At 68.9% G+C, this 24,213-nt stretch carries 24 protein-coding genes and 1 pseudogene; 3 read left to right on the top strand and 22 right to left on the bottom strand.

Features of this window, described 5'->3' with window-relative positions:
• Both ASC98_RS00580 and ASC98_RS00575 read right to left on the bottom strand, forming a co-directional pair.
• Entirely contained in the window at window positions 1–981 is a 981-nt protein-coding gene (locus ASC98_RS00580; protein WP_056804682.1) for a carbohydrate ABC transporter permease, read from the bottom strand.
• A gap of 104 nt (window positions 982–1,085) precedes the next feature.
• Window positions 1,086–2,336, bottom strand: a complete 1,251-nt coding sequence (locus ASC98_RS00575) for an ABC transporter substrate-binding protein (RefSeq protein ID WP_235581122.1) — start codon at window positions 2,334–2,336, stop codon at window positions 1,086–1,088.
• 636 nt (window positions 2,337–2,972) lie between these two features.
• On the opposite strand from ASC98_RS00575, the gene ASC98_RS00570 reads away from it, so the two are divergent.
• On the top strand, window positions 2,973–3,959 hold the full coding sequence (locus ASC98_RS00570; RefSeq protein WP_056802960.1) for a LacI family DNA-binding transcriptional regulator: 987 nt from the start codon (window positions 2,973–2,975) through the stop codon (window positions 3,957–3,959).
• Window positions 3,960–4,056: 97 nt separating this feature from the next.
• Here the strand turns inward: ASC98_RS00570 and ASC98_RS00565 are convergent, their stop codons facing one another.
• From ASC98_RS00565 to ASC98_RS00550, 4 genes are all read right to left on the bottom strand, one after another.
• A complete protein-coding gene (locus tag ASC98_RS00565; protein ID WP_056804679.1) occupies window positions 4,057–4,872 on the bottom strand; it encodes an HDOD domain-containing protein in 816 nt (271 codons plus the stop codon).
• Window positions 4,873–4,981: 109 nt separating this feature from the next.
• Window positions 4,982–5,743, bottom strand: a complete 762-nt coding sequence (locus tag ASC98_RS00560; RefSeq protein WP_056802956.1) for a TSUP family transporter — start codon at window positions 5,741–5,743, stop codon at window positions 4,982–4,984.
• Between the two features lie 340 nt (window positions 5,744–6,083).
• Window positions 6,084–7,598: a HAMP domain-containing sensor histidine kinase gene (locus ASC98_RS00555; protein ID WP_056802953.1), complete on the bottom strand. Its 1,515-nt coding sequence runs from the start codon at window positions 7,596–7,598 to the stop codon at window positions 6,084–6,086.
• On the bottom strand, window positions 7,595–8,305 hold the full coding sequence (locus tag ASC98_RS00550) for a response regulator transcription factor (RefSeq protein ID WP_056802951.1): 711 nt from the start codon (window positions 8,303–8,305) through the stop codon (window positions 7,595–7,597). Before ASC98_RS00550 ends, ASC98_RS00555 begins: the two co-directional genes overlap by 4 nt.
• A gap of 165 nt (window positions 8,306–8,470) precedes the next feature.
• Here ASC98_RS00550 and ASC98_RS00545 point away from each other — a divergent pair, with 165 nt between their 5' ends.
• Both ASC98_RS00545 and ASC98_RS00540 read left to right on the top strand, forming a co-directional pair.
• The gene (locus ASC98_RS00545; protein ID WP_162249254.1) at window positions 8,471–9,025 is read left to right on the top strand and encodes a sigma-70 family RNA polymerase sigma factor; all 555 of its coding nucleotides are present in this window, start codon (window positions 8,471–8,473) and stop codon (window positions 9,023–9,025) included.
• A 116-nt stretch (window positions 9,026–9,141) separates the two neighbouring features.
• Complete coding sequence (locus tag ASC98_RS00540; RefSeq protein ID WP_056802945.1) at window positions 9,142–10,080, top strand: CysB family HTH-type transcriptional regulator; 939 nt, start codon at window positions 9,142–9,144, stop codon at window positions 10,078–10,080.
• Between the two features lie 236 nt (window positions 10,081–10,316).
• On the opposite strand, the gene ASC98_RS00535 is transcribed toward ASC98_RS00540, so the two are convergent.
• The 16 genes and pseudogenes from ASC98_RS00535 to tauC all read right to left on the bottom strand — a co-directional run bounded on the left by ASC98_RS00535 (window position 10,317) and on the right by tauC (window position 24,213).
• Window positions 10,317–11,372 carry a sulfate/molybdate ABC transporter ATP-binding protein gene (locus ASC98_RS00535; RefSeq protein ID WP_056802942.1) on the bottom strand — a complete coding sequence of 352 codons (1,056 nt, stop codon included), beginning with the start codon at window positions 11,370–11,372 and terminating at the stop codon, window positions 10,317–10,319.
• A gap of 10 nt (window positions 11,373–11,382) precedes the next feature.
• The gene (gene cysW, locus ASC98_RS00530; RefSeq protein WP_082541773.1) at window positions 11,383–12,336 is read right to left on the bottom strand and encodes a sulfate ABC transporter permease subunit CysW; all 954 of its coding nucleotides are present in this window, start codon (window positions 12,334–12,336) and stop codon (window positions 11,383–11,385) included.
• Window positions 12,333–13,166 (bottom strand): sulfate ABC transporter permease subunit CysT, encoded by an 834-nt coding sequence (gene cysT, locus ASC98_RS00525; RefSeq protein ID WP_056802938.1) that lies wholly within the window; start codon window positions 13,164–13,166, stop codon window positions 12,333–12,335. The genes cysW and cysT overlap by 4 nt, the downstream gene beginning before the upstream one ends.
• A 9-nt stretch (window positions 13,167–13,175) precedes the next feature.
• Window positions 13,176–14,204: a sulfate ABC transporter substrate-binding protein gene (locus ASC98_RS00520; protein ID WP_056802934.1), complete on the bottom strand. Its 1,029-nt coding sequence runs from the start codon at window positions 14,202–14,204 to the stop codon at window positions 13,176–13,178.
• Window positions 14,205–14,395: 191 nt separating this feature from the next.
• Window positions 14,396–15,418: a sulfate ABC transporter substrate-binding protein gene (locus tag ASC98_RS00515; protein ID WP_056802932.1), complete on the bottom strand. Its 1,023-nt coding sequence runs from the start codon at window positions 15,416–15,418 to the stop codon at window positions 14,396–14,398.
• Between the two features lie 108 nt (window positions 15,419–15,526).
• Window positions 15,527–15,883 (bottom strand): thioredoxin family protein, encoded by a 357-nt coding sequence (locus tag ASC98_RS00510; RefSeq protein WP_056802929.1) that lies wholly within the window; start codon window positions 15,881–15,883, stop codon window positions 15,527–15,529.
• Between the two features lie 87 nt (window positions 15,884–15,970).
• A complete protein-coding gene (locus ASC98_RS00505; protein WP_082541772.1) occupies window positions 15,971–16,837 on the bottom strand; it encodes an ATP-binding cassette domain-containing protein in 867 nt (288 codons plus the stop codon).
• A gap of 24 nt (window positions 16,838–16,861) precedes the next feature.
• Window positions 16,862–17,668 (bottom strand): aliphatic sulfonate ABC transporter permease SsuC, encoded by an 807-nt coding sequence (ssuC, locus tag ASC98_RS00500; RefSeq protein WP_056802927.1) that lies wholly within the window; start codon window positions 17,666–17,668, stop codon window positions 16,862–16,864.
• Window positions 17,669–17,673: 5 nt separating this feature from the next.
• Entirely contained in the window at window positions 17,674–18,843 is a 1,170-nt protein-coding gene (ssuD, locus tag ASC98_RS00495; protein ID WP_056802924.1) for an FMNH2-dependent alkanesulfonate monooxygenase, read from the bottom strand.
• Entirely contained in the window at window positions 18,840–19,805 is a 966-nt protein-coding gene (locus tag ASC98_RS00490) for a sulfonate ABC transporter substrate-binding protein (protein ID WP_056802921.1), read from the bottom strand. Before ASC98_RS00490 ends, ssuD begins: the two co-directional genes overlap by 4 nt.
• Window positions 19,802–20,779, bottom strand: a pseudogene (locus tag ASC98_RS00485) (sulfonate ABC transporter substrate-binding protein). Before ASC98_RS00485 ends, ASC98_RS00490 begins: the two are co-directional and overlap by 4 nt.
• A 73-nt stretch (window positions 20,780–20,852) precedes the next feature.
• Complete coding sequence (gene ssuE, locus ASC98_RS00480) at window positions 20,853–21,392, bottom strand: NADPH-dependent FMN reductase (protein WP_056802915.1); 540 nt, start codon at window positions 21,390–21,392, stop codon at window positions 20,853–20,855.
• Between the two features lie 281 nt (window positions 21,393–21,673).
• Window positions 21,674–22,669, bottom strand: a complete 996-nt coding sequence (locus ASC98_RS00475; protein ID WP_056802912.1) for an isopenicillin N synthase family oxygenase — start codon at window positions 22,667–22,669, stop codon at window positions 21,674–21,676.
• Window positions 22,670–22,676: 7 nt separating this feature from the next.
• Window positions 22,677–23,123 (bottom strand): TauD/TfdA family dioxygenase, encoded by a 447-nt coding sequence (locus tag ASC98_RS00470; RefSeq protein WP_369820436.1) that lies wholly within the window; start codon window positions 23,121–23,123, stop codon window positions 22,677–22,679.
• Window positions 23,069–23,341 (bottom strand): TauD/TfdA family dioxygenase, encoded by a 273-nt coding sequence (locus ASC98_RS32220; RefSeq protein ID WP_369820432.1) that lies wholly within the window; start codon window positions 23,339–23,341, stop codon window positions 23,069–23,071. The genes ASC98_RS00470 and ASC98_RS32220 overlap by 55 nt, the downstream gene beginning before the upstream one ends.
• Window positions 23,341–24,213, bottom strand: a complete 873-nt coding sequence (gene tauC / locus ASC98_RS00465; protein ID WP_369820435.1) for a taurine ABC transporter permease TauC — start codon at window positions 24,211–24,213, stop codon at window positions 23,341–23,343. Before tauC ends, ASC98_RS32220 begins: the two co-directional genes overlap by 1 nt.

The raw sequence follows: 24,213 nt of genomic DNA, 5'->3' as shown, positions 1-24,213 counted from the left end.
TCAGGCCTTCTTTTCGCCGAGCAGGCGGTTGTTGCCCCAGGTGACCAGTGCGATCACCATGAACAGCAGCCAGGCGATGCTCGACGCGGTGCCGAAGTCGTTGTCGATGAAGGCCGTCGCGTACATGTGCATTGCCGCCGTCTTGCCGGCCTGGTCGAGGCCGCCGGTGCCGCCGGTCAGGATGAACGGCTCCTCGAACAGCTGCAGGTTGCCGATGATGGTCAGCGTGACCGCGAAGAAGATCATCGGCTTGAGCATCGGCAGCGTCACGTAGCGGAACTGCTGCCAGGCCTTCGCGCCGTCCATCGTCGCGGCCTCGAACAGGTCCTTCGGGATCGTCTGGATGGCCGACAGGTACAGCACGGTGTTGAAGCCCACATAGCGCCACCACACGACGAACGAGATCATCCACTTCGTGTAGTAGGGCTGGCCCCAGTCGATGTTCTGCGACGGGAACAGCCAGCCGATCACCGGCACCTGCGACATCGCGCCGAGCGCCGCGTTGACCACGCCGTAATCGCGCGAGAACAGCGACGAGAACACCAGCGAGATCGCCACCGTCGACGTGATGAACGGCAGGAAGTACGCGCCGACCACCGCGTTGCGCCAGCGGCCGAACGCGGTGTGCAGGAAGAACGCCAGCGGCAATGCGACCGCATGCTGCGGCACGCCCGACACCACGGCCATCCACACCGTGTTGTAGAGCGACTTGCGGAACCAGTCGTCGTTGGTGATGACGTAGACGTAGTTCTCCAGCCCGACCCACTGCATCGCCTCGAGGCCGGCCGCCGGCTCCCAGCGGTGGAACGACATGTAGATCGAGAACAGCAGCGGAAACAACCCGAACACCAGGAACAGGATGAAGAACGGGCTGATGAACACGTACGGCGCGATGTCGCGGAAGCTGCGGCGGCGCTTGCGCACGCCGGGCTGGGCGGCACCGAGTGGCGTCGTGGTCGTCGGGACCGTGGATTTGGGCATGGCCTGCATGGTGTCGAGTGCAATCCGGACGCGGCGGGTCGCGCAGCGTCCGGTTGCTCAGTCAGCGTGAGTCGATCAGCGGGGAATCAGGCGGGCGGGAGAGGTCAGCGGCGCACGCGCTTCTTGACCTGTTCCTGCGCATCCGCCAGGGCCGTCTTGATGTCCTTGTTCTGCTCGAGCACCTTGTCGAGTTCGGCATTGACGACGTCGTTGGCCACCGGGTCGTACTTGTCGACCGCGATCGCCTTGATCTTGTCGGCCGACACCTTCCACATCTGGCGCGCCTTCTGGCCGCCCAGGTACTCGATCGGCTGGTCGAGGAAGGGATCGCTCTGCGCTTCGATCAGCGACGGGAAGGCGTCCAGGCTGCGGAAGGCCTCGATCTGCATGCCCTTGTCCAGCGTCATGAACTTGATGAAGTCCCAGGCCGCGGCCTTGTTCGCCGCCTTCTTCGGGATCGCGTAGAACGAGCCGCCCCACGAGGCGTAGGCGCCGTTCGGCAGTTGCGCCGAACGCCACTTGCCCTTGGACTCCGGTGCCAGCCAGTTCGACAGGTGGCCGGCCAGCCAGGCGCCCATCATCTGCGAGGCGACCTTGTCGCGCTTGAAGCCTTCGCTCCATTCGTTGGACCAGGCGGTGATCTTGGCGTCGATGCCGGCGGTGCGCGCGGCCTTGGCGAGCTCGAAGCCCTTCTCGAAGCGCGGCGTGTTGATCAGCGGCGTGCCCTTCTTGTCGAAGAAGATGCCCTCGCCGTCCTTCAGGCCGGAACGGATGTAGATGTCCTTGATGTCGACCGCGCTCGCGAGCAGGTAGGCGCCGGTCGCGGCCTTCACCTTCTTGCCCGATTCGATGTACGACTCCCAGCTCTTGGTCAGGTCGGCTTCGCTGACGCCGGCCTTGTCGAGCAGGTCCTTGCGGTAGAACAGCGCGCCCGGGCCGATGTCGGCCGGCATCGCGGCCAGCACGCCGCTGCCGCTCATGCCCTGCGGCACGGTGAACTTGGCGATCTTCGACGTGGACTGCATGCCGTTGTACGGCGCCTTGCCCAGGTCTTCCAGGCCACCCGATTCGGCGAACTTGCCGATGAAGCCCACTTCCACCGCCATCACGTCCGGCAGGTTGGCACCGGTGGCCAGCGCCGTCGTCATCGCGGTGTGGTGGTCGCCGAACGCCAGGCTGGTCAGCTTGATCTCGACCTCGGGGTGCAGCTTCTTGTAGAGCGGAATCGCCGCCTTGACGGCCAGGTCGAAGCTCGGGAAGGACGCCACCGTCAGCGTCGTCGTGGTCTGGGCCGAAGCAGCCGAGGCCATTGCCAGCGCCGCGCTCAGCAGCAGGGGGTTCATCAGTCGTGTCACGTCGTGTCTCCTGAGGTCTTTGTGGAACGCCGGGCGGGCTGCCTTTCGCTCCGTCGGCTGTTGTACAGGCTCGTGCCTGACGCGGGGTCGAACTTCGGCCAGCTCGGTCTGACTGAAATCGATTTCACATCTGCAAACGATTTCAACCGTGCAGCAACGGGGTGTCAATCGACAAAACCCGGGGTGCTGCACCAGTGAGGGAAAGTCCTCTCCGGAGTCACCCTGAGGGGATTCCGGACAGTCCTCCTGACCGATTCATGGCGTCATTTATGAAATCGATTTCAAGACAAGCAGGATTAGAAACGGGGTACCAGCGGTGGTCAAGGTGGTTCGGATTGGGGAAATCCCCGAGATGGCGCAACTTGTTCCGGGCGCGTAACCGGCTGCCAGATAGCGCTGCAACGCAGCATTGGCGCCATTTCTGACATTCCTCGTGTCGACGGCTGACGGAGCCTGCCCGCATTTCGTGCCGGCCGAGGTCGGCCATCTGTCCCGATCATGGTGCCATCTGGTTTTGGCACGGTCATGAAAACGTTGCCATACTTGAAACCCCATGCAAAATCGCGAATCGCCCTCTCGCCACCGCACACCGTGACCCGTCCGAATGCCCGTTCGCCCCTGACCGTCCCGGCTGCCGTGACCCTGCTCGACGTGGCACGTGAGGCCGGCGTCTCGCCGAGCACGGTGTCGCGCATCCTGAACGGCACGGCCCGCGTCACCTCCGACAAGCGTCAGGCGGTTGAAACCGCCATCAGCAAGCTCGACTTCAAGCCCAACCTGTTCGCGCGCAGCCTGAAGACCGGCACCACGATGACCATCGGCATCCTGGCGCAGGACATCGAAAGCCCGTTCTACACGCGGGCGATGAAGGGCATCGAGACCGGGCTGCTCGGCAGCGGCTACGCGCCGATCATCGTCAGCGGCCACTGGGATGCGCGCGAAGAGGCCGAGCGGGTGCGGCTGCTGATGACGCGCCGCATCGACGGCGTCGTGATCCTCACCGGCCACATGGACGACGCGCAGATCGTCGAGTTCGCGCGCCACCAGCCGATCGTCGTGACCGGCCGCCACCTCGACAGCCACAACATCATCGCGATCAAGCTCGACCAGGTGCGCGGCGGCTACCTCGCCACGCGCCACCTGATCTCGCTCGGGCACCGGCGCATCGCCCACATCGCCGGCGTGCGCGACCACGACGACGCGAAAGACCGCTACCAGGGCTACCTGCAGGCGCATGAAGAAGCGGGGCTGACGCCCGACCCCGAGCTGGTGGTGCAGGGCGATTTCACCGAGCCGGGCGGCCTGCTCGCGATGACGCGGCTGCTCGACGGCGGGCGCTCGTTCACCGCGGTGTTCTGCGCCAACGACCAGTCGGCCTTCGGTGCGCGGGTGGTGCTGTACCGGCGCGGCATCCGGGTGCCGGACGACGTGTCGCTGGTCGGCGTCGACGACCTGCCGGCCGCCGCCTACCTGACGCCGCCGATCACGACGGTGCGCCAACCGATCTACGAGATGGGCTTGTACGCAGCGCACGCGCTGCTCGGCATGCTCGGCCACACCGCCGAAGAGGTGCAGGTGCCGCCGCTGGAACTGATCGTGCGCGAGACGACCCGCAGGGTGTGACCCATGCGGGCAGCGGGCCGAGCGCCGGGCCGCCCCAAGCCGGCCCGCATCCCCTCGGGGGATCGGTCGACGTACTCGTCGACCGAGGGGCCGTCATCTAGCGGGCTTCCGCGTCCTCGATCTGCTGCTTGACCTTGCGCGCACCGCGCAGCACCAGCGTCTCGTCGAGCAAGGCCTGCGGCGCCACCGCGCGCGCCACTTCCTCGAGCGAATCCGGATCGGTCATCAGCGCATTCGCCAGCGCCGACAGCGCGCAGATCGAGCGCCGCGGCACCTGCGGCGGCAGTTCGCGCGTCGCGTTCACCGTCACATGGTGGCGCACGCTGGCCACGGCCGCCTGCGCCAGTCCCCAGCTTTCGCACAGCGCCGCGCCGAGCAGGTCGTGGCTGACGCCGAAGGCCTGGCTCTCGAGGTACATCAATTCGGTGTCGTCAGCGGCCGACGCGAGCATCGGCTGGTAGACCGCCTGCGCGTGCTTGAACAGCACCGCCTTGCCGCATTCCTCGAACAGCCCGGCCGAATGCGCGCCCCACGGGTCGACGCTCAGCACCTGGCCGATGCGCCCCATCAGCAGGCCGCGCACGCTGGCGCGCTGCCACATCGGTTCCAGCTCGGGCGCCGGCGGGAACACCGCGCGCAGGCCCATCTCGAAGGTGACGGCCGCGACTTCGCGCGTGCCGAGGTAGGTGACGGCCTGCTGCACGCTCTGCACGCGCCCCTTCAGGCCGTAGAGCGACGAATTGACCGCCTTCAGCACGGCCGAGGCCAGGGCCATGTCGCTTTCGATCAGCCGGGCCAGCGCCTGCAGGTTCACCTCGTCCTCGGCCAGCAGCAGGGACAGCTTGACCAGCGCCTCGGGCTGGGCGGGCACGTCGATGTTCAGCGAACGCAGCTTGGGGTCGATGACAGGCATGGCGGAATCCGGGTCGTAGAGCAGATCTTCACGCTCGATGCTACGCAGCCGGCCCGCCGGCGATCCATCGAACAATGCGGGAAATCCCCCTTTTTCGGCCGCCTCGGCCCTATTTCAGAAACGCGTCCCAGCCCGTCTTGAGGATCAGCGCCGACACCACCGCAATGAATACCCCGCGCACGAAGCCCGCGCCGTGCTTCAGCGCGAGGCGCGTGCCGAGCAGGCTCCCGATCACGTTGGCCACCGCCATCGTCAGCGCGATGTGCCACCAGACATGGCCCTTGATCGCGAACAGCGCGAGCGCGGCGAGGTTGGTCGCGGTGTTCAGCAGCTTCGCGCTGGCGCTCGCGTTCAGGAAGTCGTAGCCGAGCAGGCGCACGAACAGGAACACGAAGAAGCTGCCGGTGCCGGGGCCGAAGAAGCCGTCGTAGAAGCCGATCACCAGCCCGATGCCGCTGGCCAGCAGCGCCTGCGTGCGGCCGGTGTGCAGCGGCGCATGCGTGCGCCCCATGTCCTTGCGCGCCAGCGTGTACGCGAGCACGCCGATCAGGATCAGCGGCAAGGCCTTGCGCAGGCCATCGGCACTGACCAGCGTGACGGTCCACGCGCCGCTCAGCCCGCCGACCAGTGCGGCCACGGCCGCCGGCATCAGCGCACTCCACTGCAATTGCACCCGCTTGGCGAATTGCGCGGTGGCCCAGCCGGTGCCCCAGACACCCGCGCCCTTGTTGGTGCCCAGCAGCGTCGCCGGCGCCGCACCCGGGTAGACGCTGAACAGCGCAGGCACCAGGATCAGCCCGCCGCCGCCGACGATGGCATCGATGAAACCCGCGAACAACGAAGCGATGGTGACTGTGATGAGATCAAACATGGGAGGTCGTTGAACGCGGCGGGCCGAGCGCCGGGCCGCCCCAAGCCGGCCCGAGCCCCCTCGGGGGGCGTTCCCCGTACCCGGGGCGGGGGCAGACATGAAGTGGAAAGGGCGCCAGGATCACCTGGCGCCCTTCGCATTTTGTCATCGGTCCGGTCGCTCGTTGGAGTGCCGGCCTGTCGGTGTGTCGCAGCCTTGAACGCGTGAATGACGCGACCCTGGATGCGTTGTGTCTGTCTCCTCAGTCCCCCGCCCAGCCGGTCATCCGGGGATGCTGGCCGCGAGTGGGCGGATTTTGGGAGCACGGCACCACGCACGCACTAGGTGTTTTCCTGCACCGTTACAGGGCAGCGCTGTCCCGCAGCAAGGGGATGCGCAGGATCACGCGCGTGCCGCCGGCGGGCGGGCTTTCCACCGCCACCGCGCCGCCATGCAGCTCCGCAATGCGCTTGACGATCGCGAGCCCGAGCCCCTTGCCGCCTTCGCCGGTGGCGGGCGCCACCGTGGTGCGCGCCTGGTAGAAGCGATCGAACAGATGCGGCAGGTCGGCCGCCGGGATGCCAGGCCCGGTGTCGCCGACGCTGACCTCGGCCTGTGTGCCGGCGCTGGCCGCCGCGAGCGTGACGCGGCAGCCGGGGCCGCAGAACTTCAATGCGTTGTCGACCAGGTTCGCGATCGCGCGCTCGAAGAGTTCCACGTCGACCTCGGCCGGCACCGGCGCGTCGCCGGGCCCGGCCCGCAGCTCGACGCCCGACTGCACCGCGCGCTCGGCGAAGCGCAGCTGGATGTCGTCGAGCAGCTCGCGCAGGTCGACCTGCTCGGCGCGCAGCTGGAAGCTCGGCTCGTCGAGTGTCGCGAGGTCGCCCAGCGCCTTCACCAGGCGCGACGCATTGCGCGTGTTGCGCAGCGCCACCTCGACCAGCCGGCGGTCGTCGGTGCGGGCCGCGTCGCCGGCCCAGCGGGCTTCCAGCGTCTCGAGGCAGGCATCGGTGGCGGTCAGCGGCGAGCGCAGGTCGTGCGACAGGTTGCTGACCGCCTCGCGCCGGAAGTGGTCGAGCCGGCTCAGCGCGTTCCACTGCCGCTGCAGCGTCGCGAGCATCGCGCCGAACGCCCGCGTCAGCTGCCCGAACTCGTCGGCGGTGGGCGGCGGCAGCAGCGGCTGCGCATCGGCCGCGCCGTCCTGCAGGCCTTTCTCGGACAGCATCGCGACCGCTTCGGTGAGCCGGCGCAGCGGGCGCGTCACCGACGCGATGACCATCGCCGCCAGCAGCGTGGTCAGCATCACGATGCCGGCGATCACGCCGAGCGCCGGCCGCGCGACGCTGGCGCTCAGCACCTGCCAGCGGTCGGCCGGCAGGTCGGCCTTGTGCGCCACCAGGTAGAGGTAGCCGGCCAGGTTGTCGCCGCCGCGGATCTGCGGGCGGCCGATCGGCCGCGCGGCGATCACCGCATCGGCATCCATGCGCTCCGGGTCGTCGCCCATCACGTACGACGACGCCTGCGACGACACCGCCTGCCGCACCGGATCGATCGCGACGCGGAAGCCGGGCGCGAGCCGCGCCGAGCCGGTGCTCGCCAGCACGGTGCCCTGCGGGTCGAGCAGGTAGAGCTGGGTGTCGGGCTCGAACAGCACCAGGTTCTTCAGGAACGCGTCGAAATCCTCCGGATGCCGCTCGCGCATCTCGAACAGGTTGTCGTACATCGCGACGACCCGGCCGAGGAAGACCGTCGAACGCTGGTACGTGGTCTCGTGCTCGAAGCGCTGGAACGCGAACGCGACGGTGGCGATGACCGCGAGCGCGGTGACGAGGCCGGTCGCGACGATCGTCAGCGCGATCTTGAGGCGCACGCTCATGGAGCGTCGCGCATCTTGTAGCCGGCGCCGCGCACGGTCAGGATCAGTTGGGGCCTCATCGGGTCGGCTTCCAGCTTCGCGCGCAGCCGGTTGATGTGCGTCGTCACCGTGTGCTCGTAGCCGTCGTGCGTGTAGCCCCACACCGCATTCAGCAGCTGCCCGCGCGAGAACACATGCCCCGGGTGGTTCGCGAAGTGCAGCAGCAGGTCGAACTCCAGCGCGGTGAAGTCGATCTCCTCGCCGCGGTAGCGCACCTGGCGCTTGGTCGGCAGGATCTCCAGGTCGCCGTTGCGCAGCGTGCCGGCCTGCGCCTGCGCACCGGCCTGGGCGGCGCGCAGCAGGTCGGCGCGGCGCAGCAGCGCCTTCACGCGCGCCAGCAGCTCGGCCAGCGAGAACGGCTTGGTCAGGTAGTCGTCGGCACCCAGCTCCAGGCCGAGCACGCGGTCGAGCTCGGTGGCCTTGGCGGTCAGCATCAGGATCGGCGTGCTGCGGCCGCGCGCGCGCAGCGCCTTGCAGACCTCCAGCCCGTCCAGCCCCGGCATCATCAGGTCGAGGATCAGCAGGTCGCTCGCCTGTTCGTTCTGGCTGGCCAGCGCCGCGATGCCGTCGGCCACGGCCGTCACGGCATACCCCGAGTTGCTGAGGTTCAGCACGATCAGATCGCGGATGTCGGTCTGGTCTTCGGCGACGAGGATGGTGGCGGGCATGGGGGCATTGTCGTGCGGGCCGGGGCGCTTCTTACGCACCCGGCCGCCGGCGACAAAGCGCGTCCTGAGGCAAATGTGATCTTCCTGTGAGGTTCGGCGACGGCGGCGCGAGGTGCGCTGGCCACAGTCATGTCCATCGACAACGACCGTTCCCTGGAGCCCACCATGCACGTCGCCGCCACCGCCCAGCTTGCCGCCGCCACCGCCTTCCCGCCTGCCGCGGTGTCGTGGTCGGAGATGGTGTCGCACCGCGGCTACCTGGTGCGCTTCGCGCAGCGCAAGCTGCACGACCCGATGCTGGCCGAGGACGTGGTGCACGACGTGTTCGAGGCGGTGCTCTCCGGCCGCGCGAGCTTCGGCGGGCGGGCCGCGCTGCGCTCGTGGCTGACGGCGGTGCTGAAGAACAAGATCGTCGACCTGGTGCGCCAGCGCGCCGGCCACGACAGCCTGGACGCGCAGTGGCTGGACGACGACGGCGAGGCGATCGGCGCCGCCGCGCTCGAATGCCCGCAGGCCCGGCCGGACGAGGTCGCCGAGCAGCGCCAGCAGCTCCACCGGCTGCTGGCGCGCATCGAGGCGCTGCCGACCGGGCTGCGCGACTTGATGCGGCTGCGCGTGCTGCACGACCAGCCGACCGAGCAGGTGTGTCAGGCGCTGGCGATCACCGAGGACAACCTGTTCGTGCGCCTGCACCGGGCGCGCAAGCAGCTGCTGTCGTGATCCCCGCGCGAATATGGTCATAAGGAATCATTCGTTGTAGGAGAGAGGGGCGCTCAGCAGAATCACGCACCTACTCATGCGCATGCCGCGCCACCCCCGCGGCCGCGCCCACGCGAATGAATTTCCAGCAACTGCGGTCTGTCCGCGAGACCGTGCGCTGCGGCTTCAACCTGACCGAGGTGGCCGCGGTGCTCCACACGTCCCAACCGGGCATCAGCCGGCAGATCCGCGAGCTCGAGGACGAGCTCGGCATCGAGATCTTCGTGCGCGCCGGCAAGCGGCTCACCGGCCTCACGCCACCCGGCGAGGCGGTGCTGCCGATCGTCGAGCGGCTGCTGCTCGATGCCGAGAACCTGCGCCGTGCCGGCGACGAGTTCAGCGCGCAGACCAGCGGCCGGCTGTCGATCGCCGCGACCCACTCGCAGGCCCGCTACGCGCTGCCGGCGGTCGTGCGCGACTTCCGCCAGCTGTACCCGCAGGTCACGCTGAACCTGCACCAGGGCTCGCCGAAGCAGGTGGCCGAGATGCTGCTGTCCGGCGAAGCCGACATCGGCATCGCGACCGAGGCGCTGGCCGGCTACGAGCAGCTGGTGGCGCTGCCGTGCTACCGCTGGACACACAGCGTGGTGGTGCCGATCGGGCACGACCTGCTGAAGCAGGACGGCCCGTTGACGCTGCAGCGCCTCGCGCGCTACCCGATCATCACCTACGACGTCGGCTACACCGGCCGCACCCACATCGACGAGGCCTTCGCCGCCGAAGGGCTGAAGCCGAGCGTCGTGCTGACCGCGATGGACGCGGACGTGATCAAGACCTACGCCGAGCTCGGCATGGGCGTGGGCATCGTCGCGTCGATCGCGTTCGATGCGGAGCGGGATCGGCAGCTGCGGGCCATCGATGCGCGCGATCTGTTCGCGGTGAACCTGACGCGGCTCGCGGTGCGGCGTGGGACGTGGCTGCGCGGGTACGTCTACTCGTTCATCGAGGCGTTCGCGCCGACGCTGACGCGGGAGACGGTGGAGCGCTCGCTGAACGGCGAGGCGGTCGAGGAGTAGTCAGGCTCGTTGACTGCGCCGGCCTTCGACGGGCTCAGTCCGCCCCTTCGACAAGCTCAGGGCGAACGGGTGTGTATTCCGTCTCAGGGCGAACGGGTGCGTACTCCGTTCAGGGCGAGCGGGTGTGCACTCCGTACAGGGCGAACCGGCGCGTATTCCGTTCGCCCTGAGCTTGTCGAAGGGTCTGCGGGAACACTCTCCGTTCGGGCTGAGCCTGTCGAAGCCCGGCGCAACCCTCAGATCATCGCCGCCGGATCCGGCAGCTCGTCGCTCGCGAAGCGCTGCACGCGCCGCGGCCTCAGGTGCACCTTCGAGCCGGTCGTCAGCTGCAGCCGCTCGCGCAGCCCCTGGTACTCCGAACGCGGCAGTTCCACATCCACATAGCTGCCATCGTCGTCCCGCTTGAACTCCAGCCGCGTGTTCGGCCCGACCGTCAGCGCCTGCGACAGCGTCACCGCCAGCGTGCCGTCCTCGGCCGTGCCGAGGATCTGCAGCTCGTGCGGGCGCACATAGCTCACCTCCTCCGACGCCGTGCCCGCACCGCTGCGCCCGAAGCGCCCATGGAACAGGTTCACGTCGCCGAGGAACTGCAGCACGAACGGGCTCGCCGGGTGGTCGTACACCTCGTCGGGCGGGCCGTCCTGCTCGATGCGGCCCTGGTTCATCACGACGATGCGGTCGGCGACTTCCATCGCCTCTTCCTGGTCGTGCGTGACGAACACGCTGGTCACGTGCATCTCGTCATGCAGCCGGCGCAGCCAGCGGCGCAGTTCCTTGCGCACCTTGGCGTCGAGCGCGCCGAACGGTTCGTCCAGCAGCAGCACCTTCGGCTCCACCGCGAGCGCACGCGCCAACGCGATGCGCTGGCGCTGGCCGCCGGAGAGCTGGTGCGGGTAGCGGTCGGCGATCCAGTCGAGCTGCACCAGCTTCAAGAGGTCGGTCACCTTGGCCTTGATCGCCGCATCGCTCGGCCGCGTGGCCTTGGGCCGCACGCGCAGCCCGAACGCGACGTTCTCGAAGATCGTCATGTGGCCGAACAGCGCGTAGTGCTGGAACACGAAGCCGACCTGGCGCTCGCGCACGTCGGTGTTCGTCGCGTCCTCGCCGTGGAACAGCACGGTGCCGCTGTCGGGCACTTCCAGCCCGGCGATGATGCGCAGCAGCGAGGTCTTGCCCGAGCCCGACGGCCCGAGCAGCGCGACCAGCTCGCCGGCCGGGATGTCCAGGTTCAGGTTGTCGCAGACGACGGTCTTGCCGAAGCTCTTCTTCAGGTTGCGGACTTCGATGCTCATTCTGGAAACCTCATTCCGACCGGCCTTCGGCCGACTTCTTCTGCGCGCGCACGCGGCGCTCGACCAGGTACTTCAACACCAGCGTGACGAGCGCGAGCCCGGCCAGCAGCGAGGCCACCGCGAACGCCGCCGCGAACTGGTATTCGTTGTAGAGGATCTCGATGTGCAGCGGCATCGTGTTGGTCTGTCCGCGGATGTGGCCCGACACGACGCTGACCGCGCCGAACTCGCCCATCGCCCGCGCATTGCACAGGATCACGCCGTACAGCAGCGCCCACTTGACGTTCGGCAGCGTGATGCGCCGGAAGATCTGCCAGCCGTTGGCGCCCAGCACGCGGGCCGCTTCTTCCTGCTCGGTGCCCTGCGCCTGCATCAGCGGGATCAGCTCGCGCGCGACGAACGGGAAGGTGACGAACACCGTCGCGAGCACGATGCCCGGCACGGCGAAGATCACCTTCAGGTCGTGGTCGCGCAGCCACTCGCCCCACCAGCCCTGCAGCCCGAAGAGCAGCACGTAGATCAGGCCCGAGATCACCGGGCTGACCGAGAACGGCAGGTCGATCAGCGTCAGCAGCACGTTCTTGCCGCGGAACTCGAACTTCGCGATGCACCAGGCGGCGGCGATGCCGAAGACCAGGTTCATCGGCACCGAGATGCCGGCGGCGATCAGCGTCAGCTTGATCGCCGACAGCGCATCGGGGTCGGTGATGGCCGCGAAGTAGACGCCGACGCCCTTCTTGAACGCCTCGGCGAACACGATGGCCAGCGGCACGAACAGGAACAGCGTCAGGAACGCGAGCGCGACGCCGATCAGCGTCCACTTGACCCACGCGGGTTCGGTGGTGGCCGACTGCAGCGCCTTCGGAGCGAGCGCGGGCCGAGCGCCGGGCCGCCCCAAGCCGGCCCGCATCCCCTCGGGGGATCGGTCGGCGTACTCGGCGACCGAGGGGTTGTCATTTCTCATCGTCCCTGCCTTGCGCGCGTCCAGGCCTGCAGCCCGTTGATCGCCAGCAGCATCGCGAACGCGCTGACCAGCATCACGACCGCGATCGCGGTGGCGCCGGTGTAGTCGTACTGCTCCAGCTTCGTGATGATCAGCAGCGGCGTGATCTCGCTGATCAGCGGCATGTTGCCGGCGATGAAGATCACCGAGCCGTATTCACCGAGCGCCCGTGCGAACGCCAGCGCGAAACCGGTCAGCAGCGCCGGCGAGATGATCGGGAAGATCACCTTCGTGAAGGTCTGCAGCCGCGACGCGCCGAGCGTGGCCGCGGCCTCCTCGATCTCCTTGTGCAGGTCTTCCAGCACCGGCTGCAGCGTGCGCACGACGAAGGGCAGGCCGATGAAGGTGAGGGCCACGAACACGCCGACCGGCGTGAAGCTCACCTTGAACGGCAGGAAGCGGCCGATCCAGCCGTTCTGCGCGTACAGCGCCGTCAGCGCAATGCCGGCCACCGCGGTCGGCAGCGCGAACGGCAGGTCGACCAGCGCATCGACCAGCCGCTTGGCCGGGAATTCGTAGCGCACCAGCACCCACGCGACGACGAGCCCGAACACCGAGTTCATCAGCGCGGCGGCGAACGACGCGCCGAAGGTGAGCCGGTACGACGCGAGCACGCGCGGCGCGGTGACGGCGTCCCAGAACGCTGGCCAGGTCATCGTGGCCGTCTTCAGGAACGCGGCCGACAGCGGCAGCAGCACGATGAAGCTCAGGTACAGCAGCGTGAAGCCGAGCGCCAGGTCGAAGCCCGGCAGCACGCTGTGCCGCTTCAGCAGGGTGCGGGTGAAGAGCACGGGCGCTGCTTACTTCTTCGCGGCGGCGAGGATCTGGTCGTAGATCGCGCCGTCGTCGAAATGCTCCTTCTGCGCCTTGGTCCAGCCGCCGAAGACCTCGTCGATCGTGAAGGTGTTGACCTTCGGGAAGTCCTTCGCGTACTTCGCGAGGATGGCTGCGCTGCGCGGGCGCAGCTGGTGCTTCGCGGCGATCTCCTGCGCCTCATCGGTCCACAGGAACTTCAGGTAGGCCTCGGCCTGCTTGCGGGTGCCCTTCTTGTCGGCCACCTTCTCGACCACCGCGACCGGGTTCTCGGCCAGGATCGTCGACTTCGGGTAGACCACCTCGAAGTTGTCGCCGAACTCTTCCTTGATCAGGTTCACTTCGGATTCGAAGGTCGCGAGCGCGTCGCCGATGTTGCGCTGCGCGAAGGTGGTGGTCGCCGCGCGGCCGCCGCCGTCGAACACCGGCACGTTCGCGAAGATCTTCTGCACCAGCTCGCGGGCCTGCGCAGGCGTGCCGCCGGCCTTGATCACCGAGCCCCACGCGGCCACGTAGCTGTAGCGGCCGTTGCCGGTGATCTTCGGGTTCGGGATCACGACGCTGACGCCGGGCCGGGCCAGGTCGCCCCAGTCCTTGATGCCCTTCGGGTTGCCCTTGCGCACCAGGATCACGGTGAGCGAAGTGGTCGGTGCCGCGTTGTTCGGCAGGCGCTTCGCCCAGTCTTCCGGCAGCAGCTTGCCGCGGGTGGCCAGCACGTCGATGTCGCTCGACTGGTTCATCGTCACGACGTCGGCCTCGAGCCCGTCGAGCACCGCGCGGGCCTGCTTGCTGGAGCCGCCGTGCGACTGGTTGATCGCGACGTCTTCGCCGGTCGTTGCCTTCCACGACTTCTGGAACGCCGGGTTGATGTCCTTGAAGAACTCGCGCGCGACGTCGTAGCTGACGTTCAGCAGCGTCGGCCCGGCCGCACGGGCGGGCGAGAACGCGAGCAGCGCGGCAGCGCCGACGCAGGACAACAGGAGGGCGCGGCGCGCAGCCAGGAGGCGGGTGGACATGGTGGTTCAGCCGCCAACGACGCGGCCCGGGCAAAGGGGAGCGCCGATGTTACGGACGGACATCGCGACGGCGAACGACTCAATCGGCGAATCCTTATGAGTTTTTCGCACAAGCGATGCAGCGGCAGGGCACCGAGGCGCCTGCCGCTGGACAATGAAGCCTGCGCTTACTTGCGCATATTCCTGCCAATTTACTTCGAGTAAATCTGGTCGAACACCCCGCCGTCGGCGAAGTGGGTCTTCTGCGCCTTGGTCCAGCCGCCGAACACCTCGTCGATCGTGAACAGGTTCAGCTTCGGGAACTGCTTCTCGTACTTGGCGGCGACCTTGGGATCGATCGGGCGGTAGAAGTTGCGCGCCGCGATCTCCTGGCCCTCGGGCGTGTAGAGGTATTCGAGGTAGCCCTGGGCAGCCTCGCGGGTGCCGCGCTTGTCGACCACCTTGTCGACCACCGACACCGGCGGCTCGGCCAGGATGCTGGTCGGCGGGTAGACGACGTCGAACTTGTCGGCGCCGAACTCCTTCAGCGACAGGTAGGCCTCGTTCTCCCAGGCCAGCAGCACGTCGCCGATGCCGCGCTCGGCGAAGGTCACGGTGGCGCCGCGCGCGCCCGAATCGAGCACCGGCACGTTCTTGTAGACCTTGGCGATGAACTCGCGGGCCTTCGCGTCGTTGCCGCCGTTGCGCTTCAGCTCGAAGCCGTACGCGGCCAGGTAGCCCCAGCGCGCACCGCCCGAGGTCTTCGGGTTCGCGGTGATCACCGACACGCCGGGCTTGATGAGGTCGTCCCAGTTCCTGATGCCCTTCGGGTTGCCCTTGCGCACCAGGAAGATGTAGGTGGAGCTGTACGGCGTGCTGTTGTGCTGCAGGCGCTTCTGCCAGTCGGTGGGCAGCAGCTTGGCGCGTTGGGCGATCTCGTCGATGTCATACGCCAGGGCCAGCGTGACGACGTCGGCGTCGATGCCGTCGATCACCGAGCGGGCCTGCTTGCCCGAGCCGCCGTGCGAGGCCTTGATCGTCACGTTGTCACCGGTCTTGGCCTTCCAGTACTTGCTGAAGGCGACGTTGTATTCCTGGTAGAGCTCGCGGGTCGGGTCGTAGGACACGTTGAGCAGCGTGATGTCCTTCGCGAGCGCGACGCCCGCGGTGGCGGCAAGCGCGAGGGAGAGCAGCGCGTGGCGAACCACGTGGCGAAGAGAGCGGGCCGTCGTCATGAAATCGTCCTGGTGGGCGGCACGAAGCCGCGGGGAGGATGCGAATGGTAGGCAGCCGGCCTGACACGAGAAACGAATCAAAACTTCCGTTCTTATGCGTTTTCTGATTCAAACGTCATGAGACCGGAGGGCGCGGATCCGGGCCGGCATGCCTTCGAGGCCCATTTCGCGCACGCCCGGGAGGTTGCCCTCGGCGGCACTCTGGACCAGGCGGGCCAGCGTCTGCACATGCGGCAGCACGGTGCCGAAGAACAGCGGCGTGTCGCCGCGGGCGATCAGCAGGGTCGGGAAGTTCTCGACATCGATCGGGCCGAGCACCTCGTCGTTGTCCTCGATGTCGACCCAGGCGAATTGCGCATCGGGGTGCTCGACGCGCAGGCTGTCGAACAGCGGCTCGTACTCGCGGCAGGTGCCGCACCAGGCGGCGCAGAGGCAGGCGATGAGAAGGGGCTCGGAGGCGGACATGGCCGCCAGTGTGCCAAGAGTCGGATCGGCTTGTGGCCTGGATGCCCATCCCGGACGTGCCGGCCCCTTTCCCGCCCGGCAAGCGGGCTACACGGAGAAGCGCCAGTCGGTGATGGGCGGCAGCGGCTCGGGCGCTTCGCTGCCCGGCGCCTGCAGCACCCGTTGCAGCACCCGCTCCTCGAGCGCCGCGAACGCCGCATTGCCGCGCGAGCGGGGCCGCGGCAGCGCGATGCGCTCGTCCAGCGCCACCTGGTGGTCCTCGATCAGCAGCACCCGGTCGGCCAGCGCGACCGCTTCGGACACATCGTGCGTCACCAGCAGCGCGGTGAAGCCGTGCCGCTTCCACAGCGATTCGATCAGCGACTGCATCTCGATGCGCGTCAACGCATCGAGCGCCCCGAGTGGTTCGTCGAGCAGCAGCAGCCGTGGCGCATGCACCAGCGCGCGCGCCAGCGCGACCCGCTGCCGCTGCCCGCCCGACAGCACCGCCGGCCAGTCGTTCGCGCGATCGGCCAGCCCGACTTGGGCCAGCGCCGCCAGCGCGCGCTCGCGCGCATCGGCCGCGTCGAGGCCGAGTGCGATGTTGTCGATGACGCGCTTCCACGGCAGCAGCCGCGCATCCTGGAACATGAAGCGCAGGTCGCGCTTCGACTGCGCGAGCGGTTCGCCATCGAGCGTCAGGCGGCCGCCGCTGGCCTGCTCCAGCCCGGCGATCAGGCGCAGCAGCGTGCTCTTGCCGCAGCCGCTGCGGCCGACGATCGCGACGAACTCGCCGGGCTCGATGCGCAGGTCGATCGCGCCCAGCACCTCGCGCTCGCCGAAGCGCTTCGACAGCCCGTCGGCCTGCAGCGCGATGCCCGCCGGCAGGCTGCGCCGCGGCGTCGCCACGGCCGGCGGCGGCGCCGCATCGCCCGCAAACGCGAGCCCCTGCAATTCGATCTGCGTCGGCAGCATGGAAGACATCCTCCTGAACATCGATCAGCCCGCCGCCTGGTACGACGGGTGCCACCGGAGCCACCAGCGCTCCAGTGCCTTGGCCAGCAGGTCGGCCAGCTTGCCGAGCAGCGCATACAACAGGATGCCGACCAGCACCACGTCGGTCTGCAGGAACTCGCGGGCATTCATCGTCATGTAGCCGATGCCGGCCTGCGCCGAGATGGTTTCGGCGACGATCAGGATCACCCACATGAAGCCGAGCGAGAAGCGCACGCCGACCAGGATCGACGGCAGCGCGCCCGGCAGGATCACGTGCCGGTACAGCGACCAGCCCGACAGCCCGTAGCTGCGCGCCATCTCGATCAGCCCCTTGTCGACCGAGCGGATGCCGTGGAAGGTGTTCAGGTACAGCGGGAAGAACACGCCGAGCGACACCAGAAACAGCTTGGCCGATTCCTCGATGCCGAACCACAGGATCACCAGCGGGATCAGCGCCAGCGTCGGGATGTTGCGCACCATCTGCAGCGTGGTGTCGAGCAGCGTCTCGGCCGAGCGCAACGAGCCGGTCAGCAGCCCGAGCGCGATGCCGAGGCCGCCGCCGACTGCAAAGCCGGCCAGCGCGCGCCCGGTGCTGGTGGTCACATGCCGCGCCATCTCGCCGGACAGCAGCAGCGACCAGAAGGCCTTCACGACGGCCAGCGGCTCCGGCAGCACCCGCGACGACAGCCAGCCGCTGCGCGACGACAGCTCCCACGCGAGCAGCACGCCGACCGGCAGCAGCCAGGGTGCGATGCGCCGCCATGCGGCATGGAAGGTCGGTCTGGACGGCGATCTGGATGTCGATGACATGGTGCTCAGCTCTGGGAAACCTTCGGCACGTAGGTGTTGGCCACCACCTCGCCGAACGGGCCGGTCAGCACCTGGCCCGCCAACCGCTCGCGCAGGTTGACCGGCAGCAGCGGGAACACCAGCTCGGCGAAGCGGTGCGCTTCTTCGAGGTGCGGGTAGCCGCTGAGGATGAAGTACTCCAGCCCGAGCGCCGCGTACTCCTGGATGCGGTCGGCCACCTGCTGCGGGTCGCCCACCAGCGCGGTGCCGGCCCCGCCGCGCACCAGGCCGACGCCGGCCCACAGGTTCGGCGACACCTCCAGCCCCTCGCGCACGTTCTTCGGGTTGAACTTGCCCTTGTTCAGTTCGGCCATGCGGCGCTGGCCGACCGAATCCATCTGCGCGAACTTCTGCTGCGCGCGCGCGACGGTTTCTTCATCGAGGTGGGACACCAGCTCGGCCGCGGCACGCCAGGCCTCGTCTTCGGTCTCGCGCACGATCACGTGCAGGCGGATGCCGAACTCCAGCGTGCGACCGTGCTTCGCGGCACGCTGGCGGATGTCGGCCACCTTCGCCGCGACGGCCGCCGGCGGCTCGCCCCAGGTCAGGTAGGTGTCCAGCTGCTGCGCGGCCAGCTCGTGCGCCTCTTCCGACGAGCCGCCGAAGAAGATCGGCGGGTACGGCTTGTTGATCGGCGGGTACAGCACCTTGCCGCCCTTCACGCGCAGGTGCTCGCCGTCGTGGTCGACCGCTTCGTTGTCGTGGCTCTTCGCGAGCACGTCGCGCCAGATCGTCAGGAACTCGCGCGACAGCTCGTAGCGCTGCGCATGCGGCAGGAACAGCCCGTCGCCTTCCAGCTCTTCGGCGTCGCCGCCGGTCACCAGGTTGACCAGCAGGCGGCCACCCGACAGCCGGTCGAAGGTGGCGGCCATGCGCGCCGACTGCACCGGCTGCACCAGCCCTGGCCGCAGCGCGACCAGGAACTTGAGCCGGCGCGTCGCGTCGATCAGGCTTGCGGCGAGCACCCACGAGTCTTCGCAGGAGCGGCCGGTCGGCAGCAGCACGCCTTCGTAGCCGAGGCTGTCGGCGGCGATCGCGACCTGCTTGAAATAGTCGAAGGTCGCGGCACGCGCGCCCTTGCTGGTGCCGAGGTAGCGCGAATCGCCGTGGGTGGGGATGAACCAGAGGATCTTCATAGGGACTTCGAAGTGGGAGACCAGGCGATGTCGGCGACGCGTACCGCCTGCGGGATCAGCCCGAGCCGCGCGAACGCGTCGGCCACGCGCTGCTGGTCGGCGACGATCGCCGGCGTCAGCGGCGCCGCCGGCGAGACCGGGCGGCGCGAGATGAACAGGTGCACCGTCGCGAGGCTCAGGCCGCTGTAGTCGGCGATCAGCTGCGCCGCCTCCTTGCGGTTGGCCTGCACCCAGGCATCGGCCCGCGTCAGCTCGGCGAGCAGCGCCAGCACCGCCTGCGGGTGCTGCTCGGTGAGCGCGCGCGATGCGAGGTAGAACGAGTTGTTGCTCGACAGGTCGCGGCCGTTGGCGAGCACGCGCGGTTTCAGGTCGAGCTCGACGGCGGCGTAGTACGGATCCCAGATCGCCCACGCGTCGACGCTGCCGCGCTCGAACGCGGCCCGCGCGTCGGACGGCGCGAGGTACGTCGGCTGGATGTCGGACCACTGCAGCCCGGCGCGGTCGACTGCGCGCACCAGCAGGTAGTGCGCGCTCGAGCCCTTCTGCAGCGCGACCTTGCGGCCCTTCAGGTCGGCCAGCGTCTTCAGCGGCGCGTCGGGCTTCACCAGGATGGCCGACGACAGCGGCTTCGGCGGCTCGGCGCCGACGTAGCGCAGGTCCTTGCCGGCGGCCTGCGCGAACACCGGCGGCGTGTCGCCGGTCAGGCCGAACTCCAGGCTGCCGACGGCCAGCGCCTCCAGCAGCTGCGGCCCGGCCGGGAACTCGATCCACTTGACGCTGCTGCCGGCGAAGCGCTTCTCGAGCGCGGCCTGCTGCTTCAGCACGACCAGGTTGACGGCCGCCTTCTGGAAGCCGATGCGCAGCTGCGCGGGTGCCGATTCGGCGGCACGCGCGAACCGGGGCAGCGACACCGCGGCCGCCCCGAGGCTCGCCTGCAGCAGGTCGCGTCGCGTCAAGCTCATGGCGTGCTCGCGGTCTTCAGCGACGTCGGCAGCGCGTCGGAAATGCGGATCGCCTTCGGGATCAGCTTCAGCTCGAAGAAGGCATCGGCGATCTTCTGCTGCTGCGCGGCCACCGCCGGCGTGATCGGCACGATGCCGTAGGCGAAACGGCCGGCGGCAACCTCGGCCACGCCGACGTCGAGCCCGATCTGCGGCGCCAGGAAAGCCGCCACCTCGCGGCTGTTGCCCTCGGCGCAGCGGTCGAGCCTGGCGAGTTCCTCGACGATCGCGCGGATCACCTGCGGCTGCTTGTCGGCATAGGGCCGCGACGCGAGGTAGAACTGGTGGTTCGCGACCAGCCCCTTGCCGTCGGCGAGCACGCGCGCGCCGAGCTGCTTCTCGGCCGCGGCGAGGAACGGATCCCAGATCACTCAGGCGTCGACGCTGCCGCGTTCGAACGCGGCGCGCGCATCGGCCGGCGCGAGGAACACGGTCTGGATCTCGCCGTACTTGACGCCGGCTTTCTCGAGCGCCTTCACCAGCAGGTAGTGGACGTTGGAGCCCTTGTTCAGCGCGACCTTCTTTCCCTTCAGCTCGGCGACCGAGCGGATCGGCGAATCCTTGCCGACCACGATGGCTTCGCCGGCCGGTGCCGGCGGCTGGTTCGCGACGTAGACCAGGTCGGCACCGGCCGCCTGCGCGAAGATCGGCGGCGCTTCGCCGACGGTGCCGAAATCGATCGAGCCGACGTTCAGGCCTTCGAGCAGCTGCGGGCCGGCCGGGAACTCGGTCCACTTGACGTCGACGCCCTGCGGGGCGAGGCGTTTCTCCAGGTCGCCGCGCGCCTTCAGGATCGTCAGCGTGCCGTACTTCTGGTAGCCGATGCGCAGCTCGCTGCGGGTCTGCGCGAGGGCCGGACCCGCCGCGAGGCCGAGGGCCAGGCCCAGCACGAGGCCGAGGCGCGTCGAGAACGGCGAAACGATTCGCAGCTTCATGGTGGTTACTTCCGGAGTGGACAACGAAGAAGGAAAAAGACACCCCGGCCCGATGCGGCGCCGGGGTGCCGAATCACCCGGCGTTCATGGCAAGCGGGCGAGGAGACAAGGGTTGCAGTGCGCGGTCGAGGCGTTCGACGAGCGCGTCATCGGGGACGTAGCCGCCGGATTCGTGCGGCACCAGTTGCGCATCGGTGGCGAACACGCCGTCGAGGATGTCGCGCGCGCCGAGCGCCGACAGCACCGGCTTCAGCGCGTAGTCGAGCGCCAGCAGGTGGGCGAGGCTGCCGCCGGTGGCCAGCGGCAGCACGGTCTTGCCGCGCAGGCCGTCGGTGGGCAGCAGGTCGAGGAACAGCTTCAGCAGGCCGCTGTACGCGGCCTTGTAGATGGGGGTCGCGACGAGCAGCAGGTCGGCACCGCGCACTTCGTCGAGCGCCGCGCGGATCGACGCGTTGTGCGCATCGGCGTGCAGCAGCGGCGCGGCGGGCAGTTCGCGCACCGCGATCAGGCGGCTGCTGTCGCCCGTGCCCTCCAGGCGCGTCTGTGCAAGCTGGAGCAGCCATCCCGAGCGGGATCGGAGCGAGGGACTGCCGGAAATGCTGACGATCTTCATGGCGGGTCGGGCGGGGTGAAGCCCGGTGATGACAACGAGCCGCCACGATAGGGACCGGTGCATCGAACGCCAACGAATGAAAGTGGTTTTGCTTATCGGGTCAGCGCATACCTGACGACATCCCAAACTCCCAACGATGCCGAGAGTTCTGGATTCCGATCGCCCTGAGCAGGGACTGAGCTTGCCGAAGGCCCGTCCGTCGAAGGGTTGCCGTCGGAGCGGGCAGGGGCTTCGACAGGCTCAGCCTGAACGGAGCCTGCCAGCCACGGGGTCGCGCCGCGTCACAACACCTGATCCCGCAGCTGCGGAAACACCTTCCCCACCTTGCGAAGCAGGTAGTCGCCATAGGTGCCGTCGAACGCATGCGGGTTCGCACGGTCCCAGCGTGTCGCGCTGTCGTCGCCGGCCTCCGGCAAGCCCTCGATGGGTTGGACCCGCGCATCGAAAGCCGGATCGAAGAAGAACGGGAACGACAGCCGGTCGCGTCCGGAGGTGTTGAGCCGCACGCGGTGCGGCGTCGAGCGGTACAGCCCGCCCGTCATGCGGTCGAGCATGTCGCCGATGTTGCAGACGAAGCTGTGCGGCAGCGGCGGTGCCTCGATCCAGCCCGCGCGGGTCTTGACCTGCAGCCCGCCGACATCGTCCTGGCGCAGCAGCGTCAGCAGCCCGTAGTCGGTGTGCTCGCCGACACCCCACTGCGCGTCGGTGCCGGCCGGCACCGGGCGCGTCGGGTAGTTGAACAGCCGGAACAGGATCAGCGGGTCGGCGGTGCAACGCTCGGCGAAGTAGCCGGGCGGCAGCGCGAGGCTCTGCGCGATGCCGCGCATCACGCGGTGGCCGAGGCCGGTCAGTGCGCTCATCGTTGCCAGCAAGGTCTCCTGGAAGCCGGCCAGCGTCGCGTGCGCGGGAAACAGGTTGCGCCCATGCACCGGCGTGCGCGCCTGCACGCGCGGATCGTCGTCGCCGAGTTCCTCGCCGAGGTACAGCCCCTCCTTCCAGTCCGGCCGGCCCGAGGTCAGCTCGCCGCCAAGAGGGAAGTAGCCGCGCCACGCCCTGCCGCCGAGCGCCATGCGCCATTGCAGCTTGGTCGGCTCGTCGAGCGCGAAGAAGCGCCGGCTCAGGTCCTCCAGGCGATCCATCAGCGCCTCGTCGACACCATGGCCGACGACGTAGAAGAAGCCATGCGCGCGGCACGCCTCGCCGATGCGACGCGCGACCTCCGGCTCCGGCGCCGCCAGGTCGATCACCGGCACGTGCTGTTGCAGCGACAGCGCCATCGGCACCTCAGAAAGGTCGGTCGCCCAGCACCGTTGCCCGGTGCATCACGCGGCGGTGCGGCAGGTAGTCGGCGCTCGCGTAGTGCTGCGTCAGCCGGTTGTCCCAAAAGGCCAGGTCGTGCAGCTTCCAGCGCCAGCGCACCGTGTGCTCCGGCTTCGCGACGTGCTCGAACAGCAGCCGCAGCAGCGCGTCGCTCTCCTTCGCGGCCAGCTCGACGATGCGGGTCGTGAAGCCCTCGTTGACGAACAGCCCGCGCAGCCCGCTGACCGGGTGCGTGCGGATCACCGGGTGGATCACCGGCGGGTTCTTCGCGCGCGCCTCGTCCCAGCGCACGCGCTCGTCGGGCGTGCGGGCGAAGCGGTGTGCGGGAAAGGACTTCACCATGTCGTGCTCGGCCGTCAGGCCGTCGAGCATACGCCGCAGTGGCGCCGACAGGCTCTCGAAGGCTGCGATGCCGCTCGCCCACAGCGTGTCGCCGCCCGACGGCGGCAGCAGCCGCGCTGCTGCGGCGGCGTGACCGGCTGGTTCTCGAAGAACAGCACGTGGTGGCGCAGCAGTGCGCCCAGCAGCTTGTCGTGCGCGGCGTCGCCGAGCGGCTCGCGCAGGTCGATGCCGGACACCAGCGCGCCGATCGCCGGGCCGAGCGGCGCGACCCGCAAGCCCGCCGCCATCAGCCGCGCCCCTGCCACGGCACCCACCGCCGCTGCAGCGCGCGCAGCCCGAGCTCCAGCCCGAACGCGATCAGCGCGATCGTGAAGATGCCCAGCAGCACGATGTCGGTGGCCAGGAACTGCGCGGCCGACTGCACCATGAAGCCGAGGCCGCGCGTCGCGGCGACCAGCTCGGCCGCCACCAGCGTCGACCAGCCGACGCCCAGCCCGACGCGCAGGCCGGTCAGGATCTCGGGCAGTGCGCTCGGCAGCACCACATGCCGCAGCAATTGCCAGCGGGTCGCACCGAACGACTGCGCGGCGCGCAGCCGTCCCTCGTCGACCTGGCGCACGCCGGTCGACGTCGCGATCGCCAGCGGCGCGAAGATCGCGAGCGTGATCAGCAGCACCTTCGACAACTCGCCGATGCCGAACCAGATCACGATCAACGGCAGGTAGGCCAGCGGCGGCACCGGCCGGTAGAACTCGATCAGCGGGTCGAACACGCCGCGCGCGGTGGGCGACAAGCCCATCCACAGTCCGAGCGGGATCGCCGTCAGCGCCGCGATGCCGAGCGCGAGCGCGACGCGCGCCAGGCTCGCGCCGGCGTGCTGCCACAGCGTGGCATCGAGGTAACCCTCGCCGGCAACGCGCAGGAACTTCTCCCACACCGCCGCGGGCGGTGGCAGGAACAGCGGCTCGATCCAGCGCGCCGACGTCACCACCTGCCACACCGCGAGCAGCACCAGCACGCTGAGCAGGCTGACCACGACCGGCCGCGACCACAGCGTGGCCCTGGCTTCGAGCGCGGCCGGCCGCTTCGCGGATTCGTCGAGCCCGGCGGGCTGCGTCAGCACGCGAACGGTCATCGGAGAGATCGCATCCATGGTCAG

Origin of the sequence: Rhizobacter sp. Root1238, from assembly GCF_001425825.1 — a bacterium.
Taxonomy (GTDB): domain Bacteria; phylum Pseudomonadota; class Gammaproteobacteria; order Burkholderiales; family Burkholderiaceae_C; genus Rhizobacter.
The sequence above is the reverse complement of the archived record's forward strand: the minus strand, read 5'-3'. Positions and strand labels throughout refer to the sequence as shown.

Excerpts from the sequence above, each read along its gene's own strand:
- ASC98_RS00580 (WP_056804682.1), bottom strand. The coding sequence starts at position 981 with ATGCCCAAATCCACGGTCCCGACGACCACGACGCCACTCGGTGCCGCC.
- ASC98_RS00565 (WP_056804679.1), bottom strand. The coding sequence starts at position 4,872 with ATGCCTGTCATCGACCCCAAGCTGCGTTCGCTGAACATCGACGTGCCC.
- ASC98_RS00560 (WP_056802956.1), bottom strand. The coding sequence starts at position 5,743 with ATGTTTGATCTCATCACAGTCACCATCGCTTCGTTGTTCGCGGGTTTC.
- ASC98_RS00555 (WP_056802953.1), bottom strand. The coding sequence starts at position 7,598 with ATGAGCGTGCGCCTCAAGATCGCGCTGACGATCGTCGCGACCGGCCTC.
- ASC98_RS00550 (WP_056802951.1), bottom strand. The coding sequence starts at position 8,305 with ATGCCCGCCACCATCCTCGTCGCCGAAGACCAGACCGACATCCGCGAT.
- ASC98_RS00545 (WP_162249254.1), top strand. The coding sequence starts at position 8,471 with ATGCACGTCGCCGCCACCGCCCAGCTTGCCGCCGCCACCGCCTTCCCG.
- ASC98_RS00540 (WP_056802945.1), top strand. The coding sequence starts at position 9,142 with ATGAATTTCCAGCAACTGCGGTCTGTCCGCGAGACCGTGCGCTGCGGC.
- ASC98_RS00535 (WP_056802942.1), bottom strand. The coding sequence starts at position 11,372 with ATGAGCATCGAAGTCCGCAACCTGAAGAAGAGCTTCGGCAAGACCGTC.
- cysW (WP_082541773.1), bottom strand. The coding sequence starts at position 12,336 with ATGAGAAATGACAACCCCTCGGTCGCCGAGTACGCCGACCGATCCCCC.
- ASC98_RS00520 (WP_056802934.1), bottom strand. The coding sequence starts at position 14,204 with ATGTCCACCCGCCTCCTGGCTGCGCGCCGCGCCCTCCTGTTGTCCTGC.
- ASC98_RS00515 (WP_056802932.1), bottom strand. The coding sequence starts at position 15,418 with ATGACGACGGCCCGCTCTCTTCGCCACGTGGTTCGCCACGCGCTGCTC.
- ASC98_RS00510 (WP_056802929.1), bottom strand. The coding sequence starts at position 15,883 with ATGTCCGCCTCCGAGCCCCTTCTCATCGCCTGCCTCTGCGCCGCCTGG.
- ASC98_RS00505 (WP_082541772.1), bottom strand. The coding sequence starts at position 16,837 with ATGCTGCCGACGCAGATCGAATTGCAGGGGCTCGCGTTTGCGGGCGAT.
- ssuC (WP_056802927.1), bottom strand. The coding sequence starts at position 17,668 with ATGTCATCGACATCCAGATCGCCGTCCAGACCGACCTTCCATGCCGCA.
- ssuD (WP_056802924.1), bottom strand. The coding sequence starts at position 18,843 with ATGAAGATCCTCTGGTTCATCCCCACCCACGGCGATTCGCGCTACCTC.
- ASC98_RS00490 (WP_056802921.1), bottom strand. The coding sequence starts at position 19,805 with ATGAGCTTGACGCGACGCGACCTGCTGCAGGCGAGCCTCGGGGCGGCC.
- ssuE (WP_056802915.1), bottom strand. The coding sequence starts at position 21,392 with ATGAAGATCGTCAGCATTTCCGGCAGTCCCTCGCTCCGATCCCGCTCG.
- ASC98_RS00475 (WP_056802912.1), bottom strand. The coding sequence starts at position 22,669 with ATGGCGCTGTCGCTGCAACAGCACGTGCCGGTGATCGACCTGGCGGCG.
- ASC98_RS32220 (WP_369820432.1), bottom strand. The coding sequence starts at position 23,341 with ATGGCGGCGGGCTTGCGGGTCGCGCCGCTCGGCCCGGCGATCGGCGCG.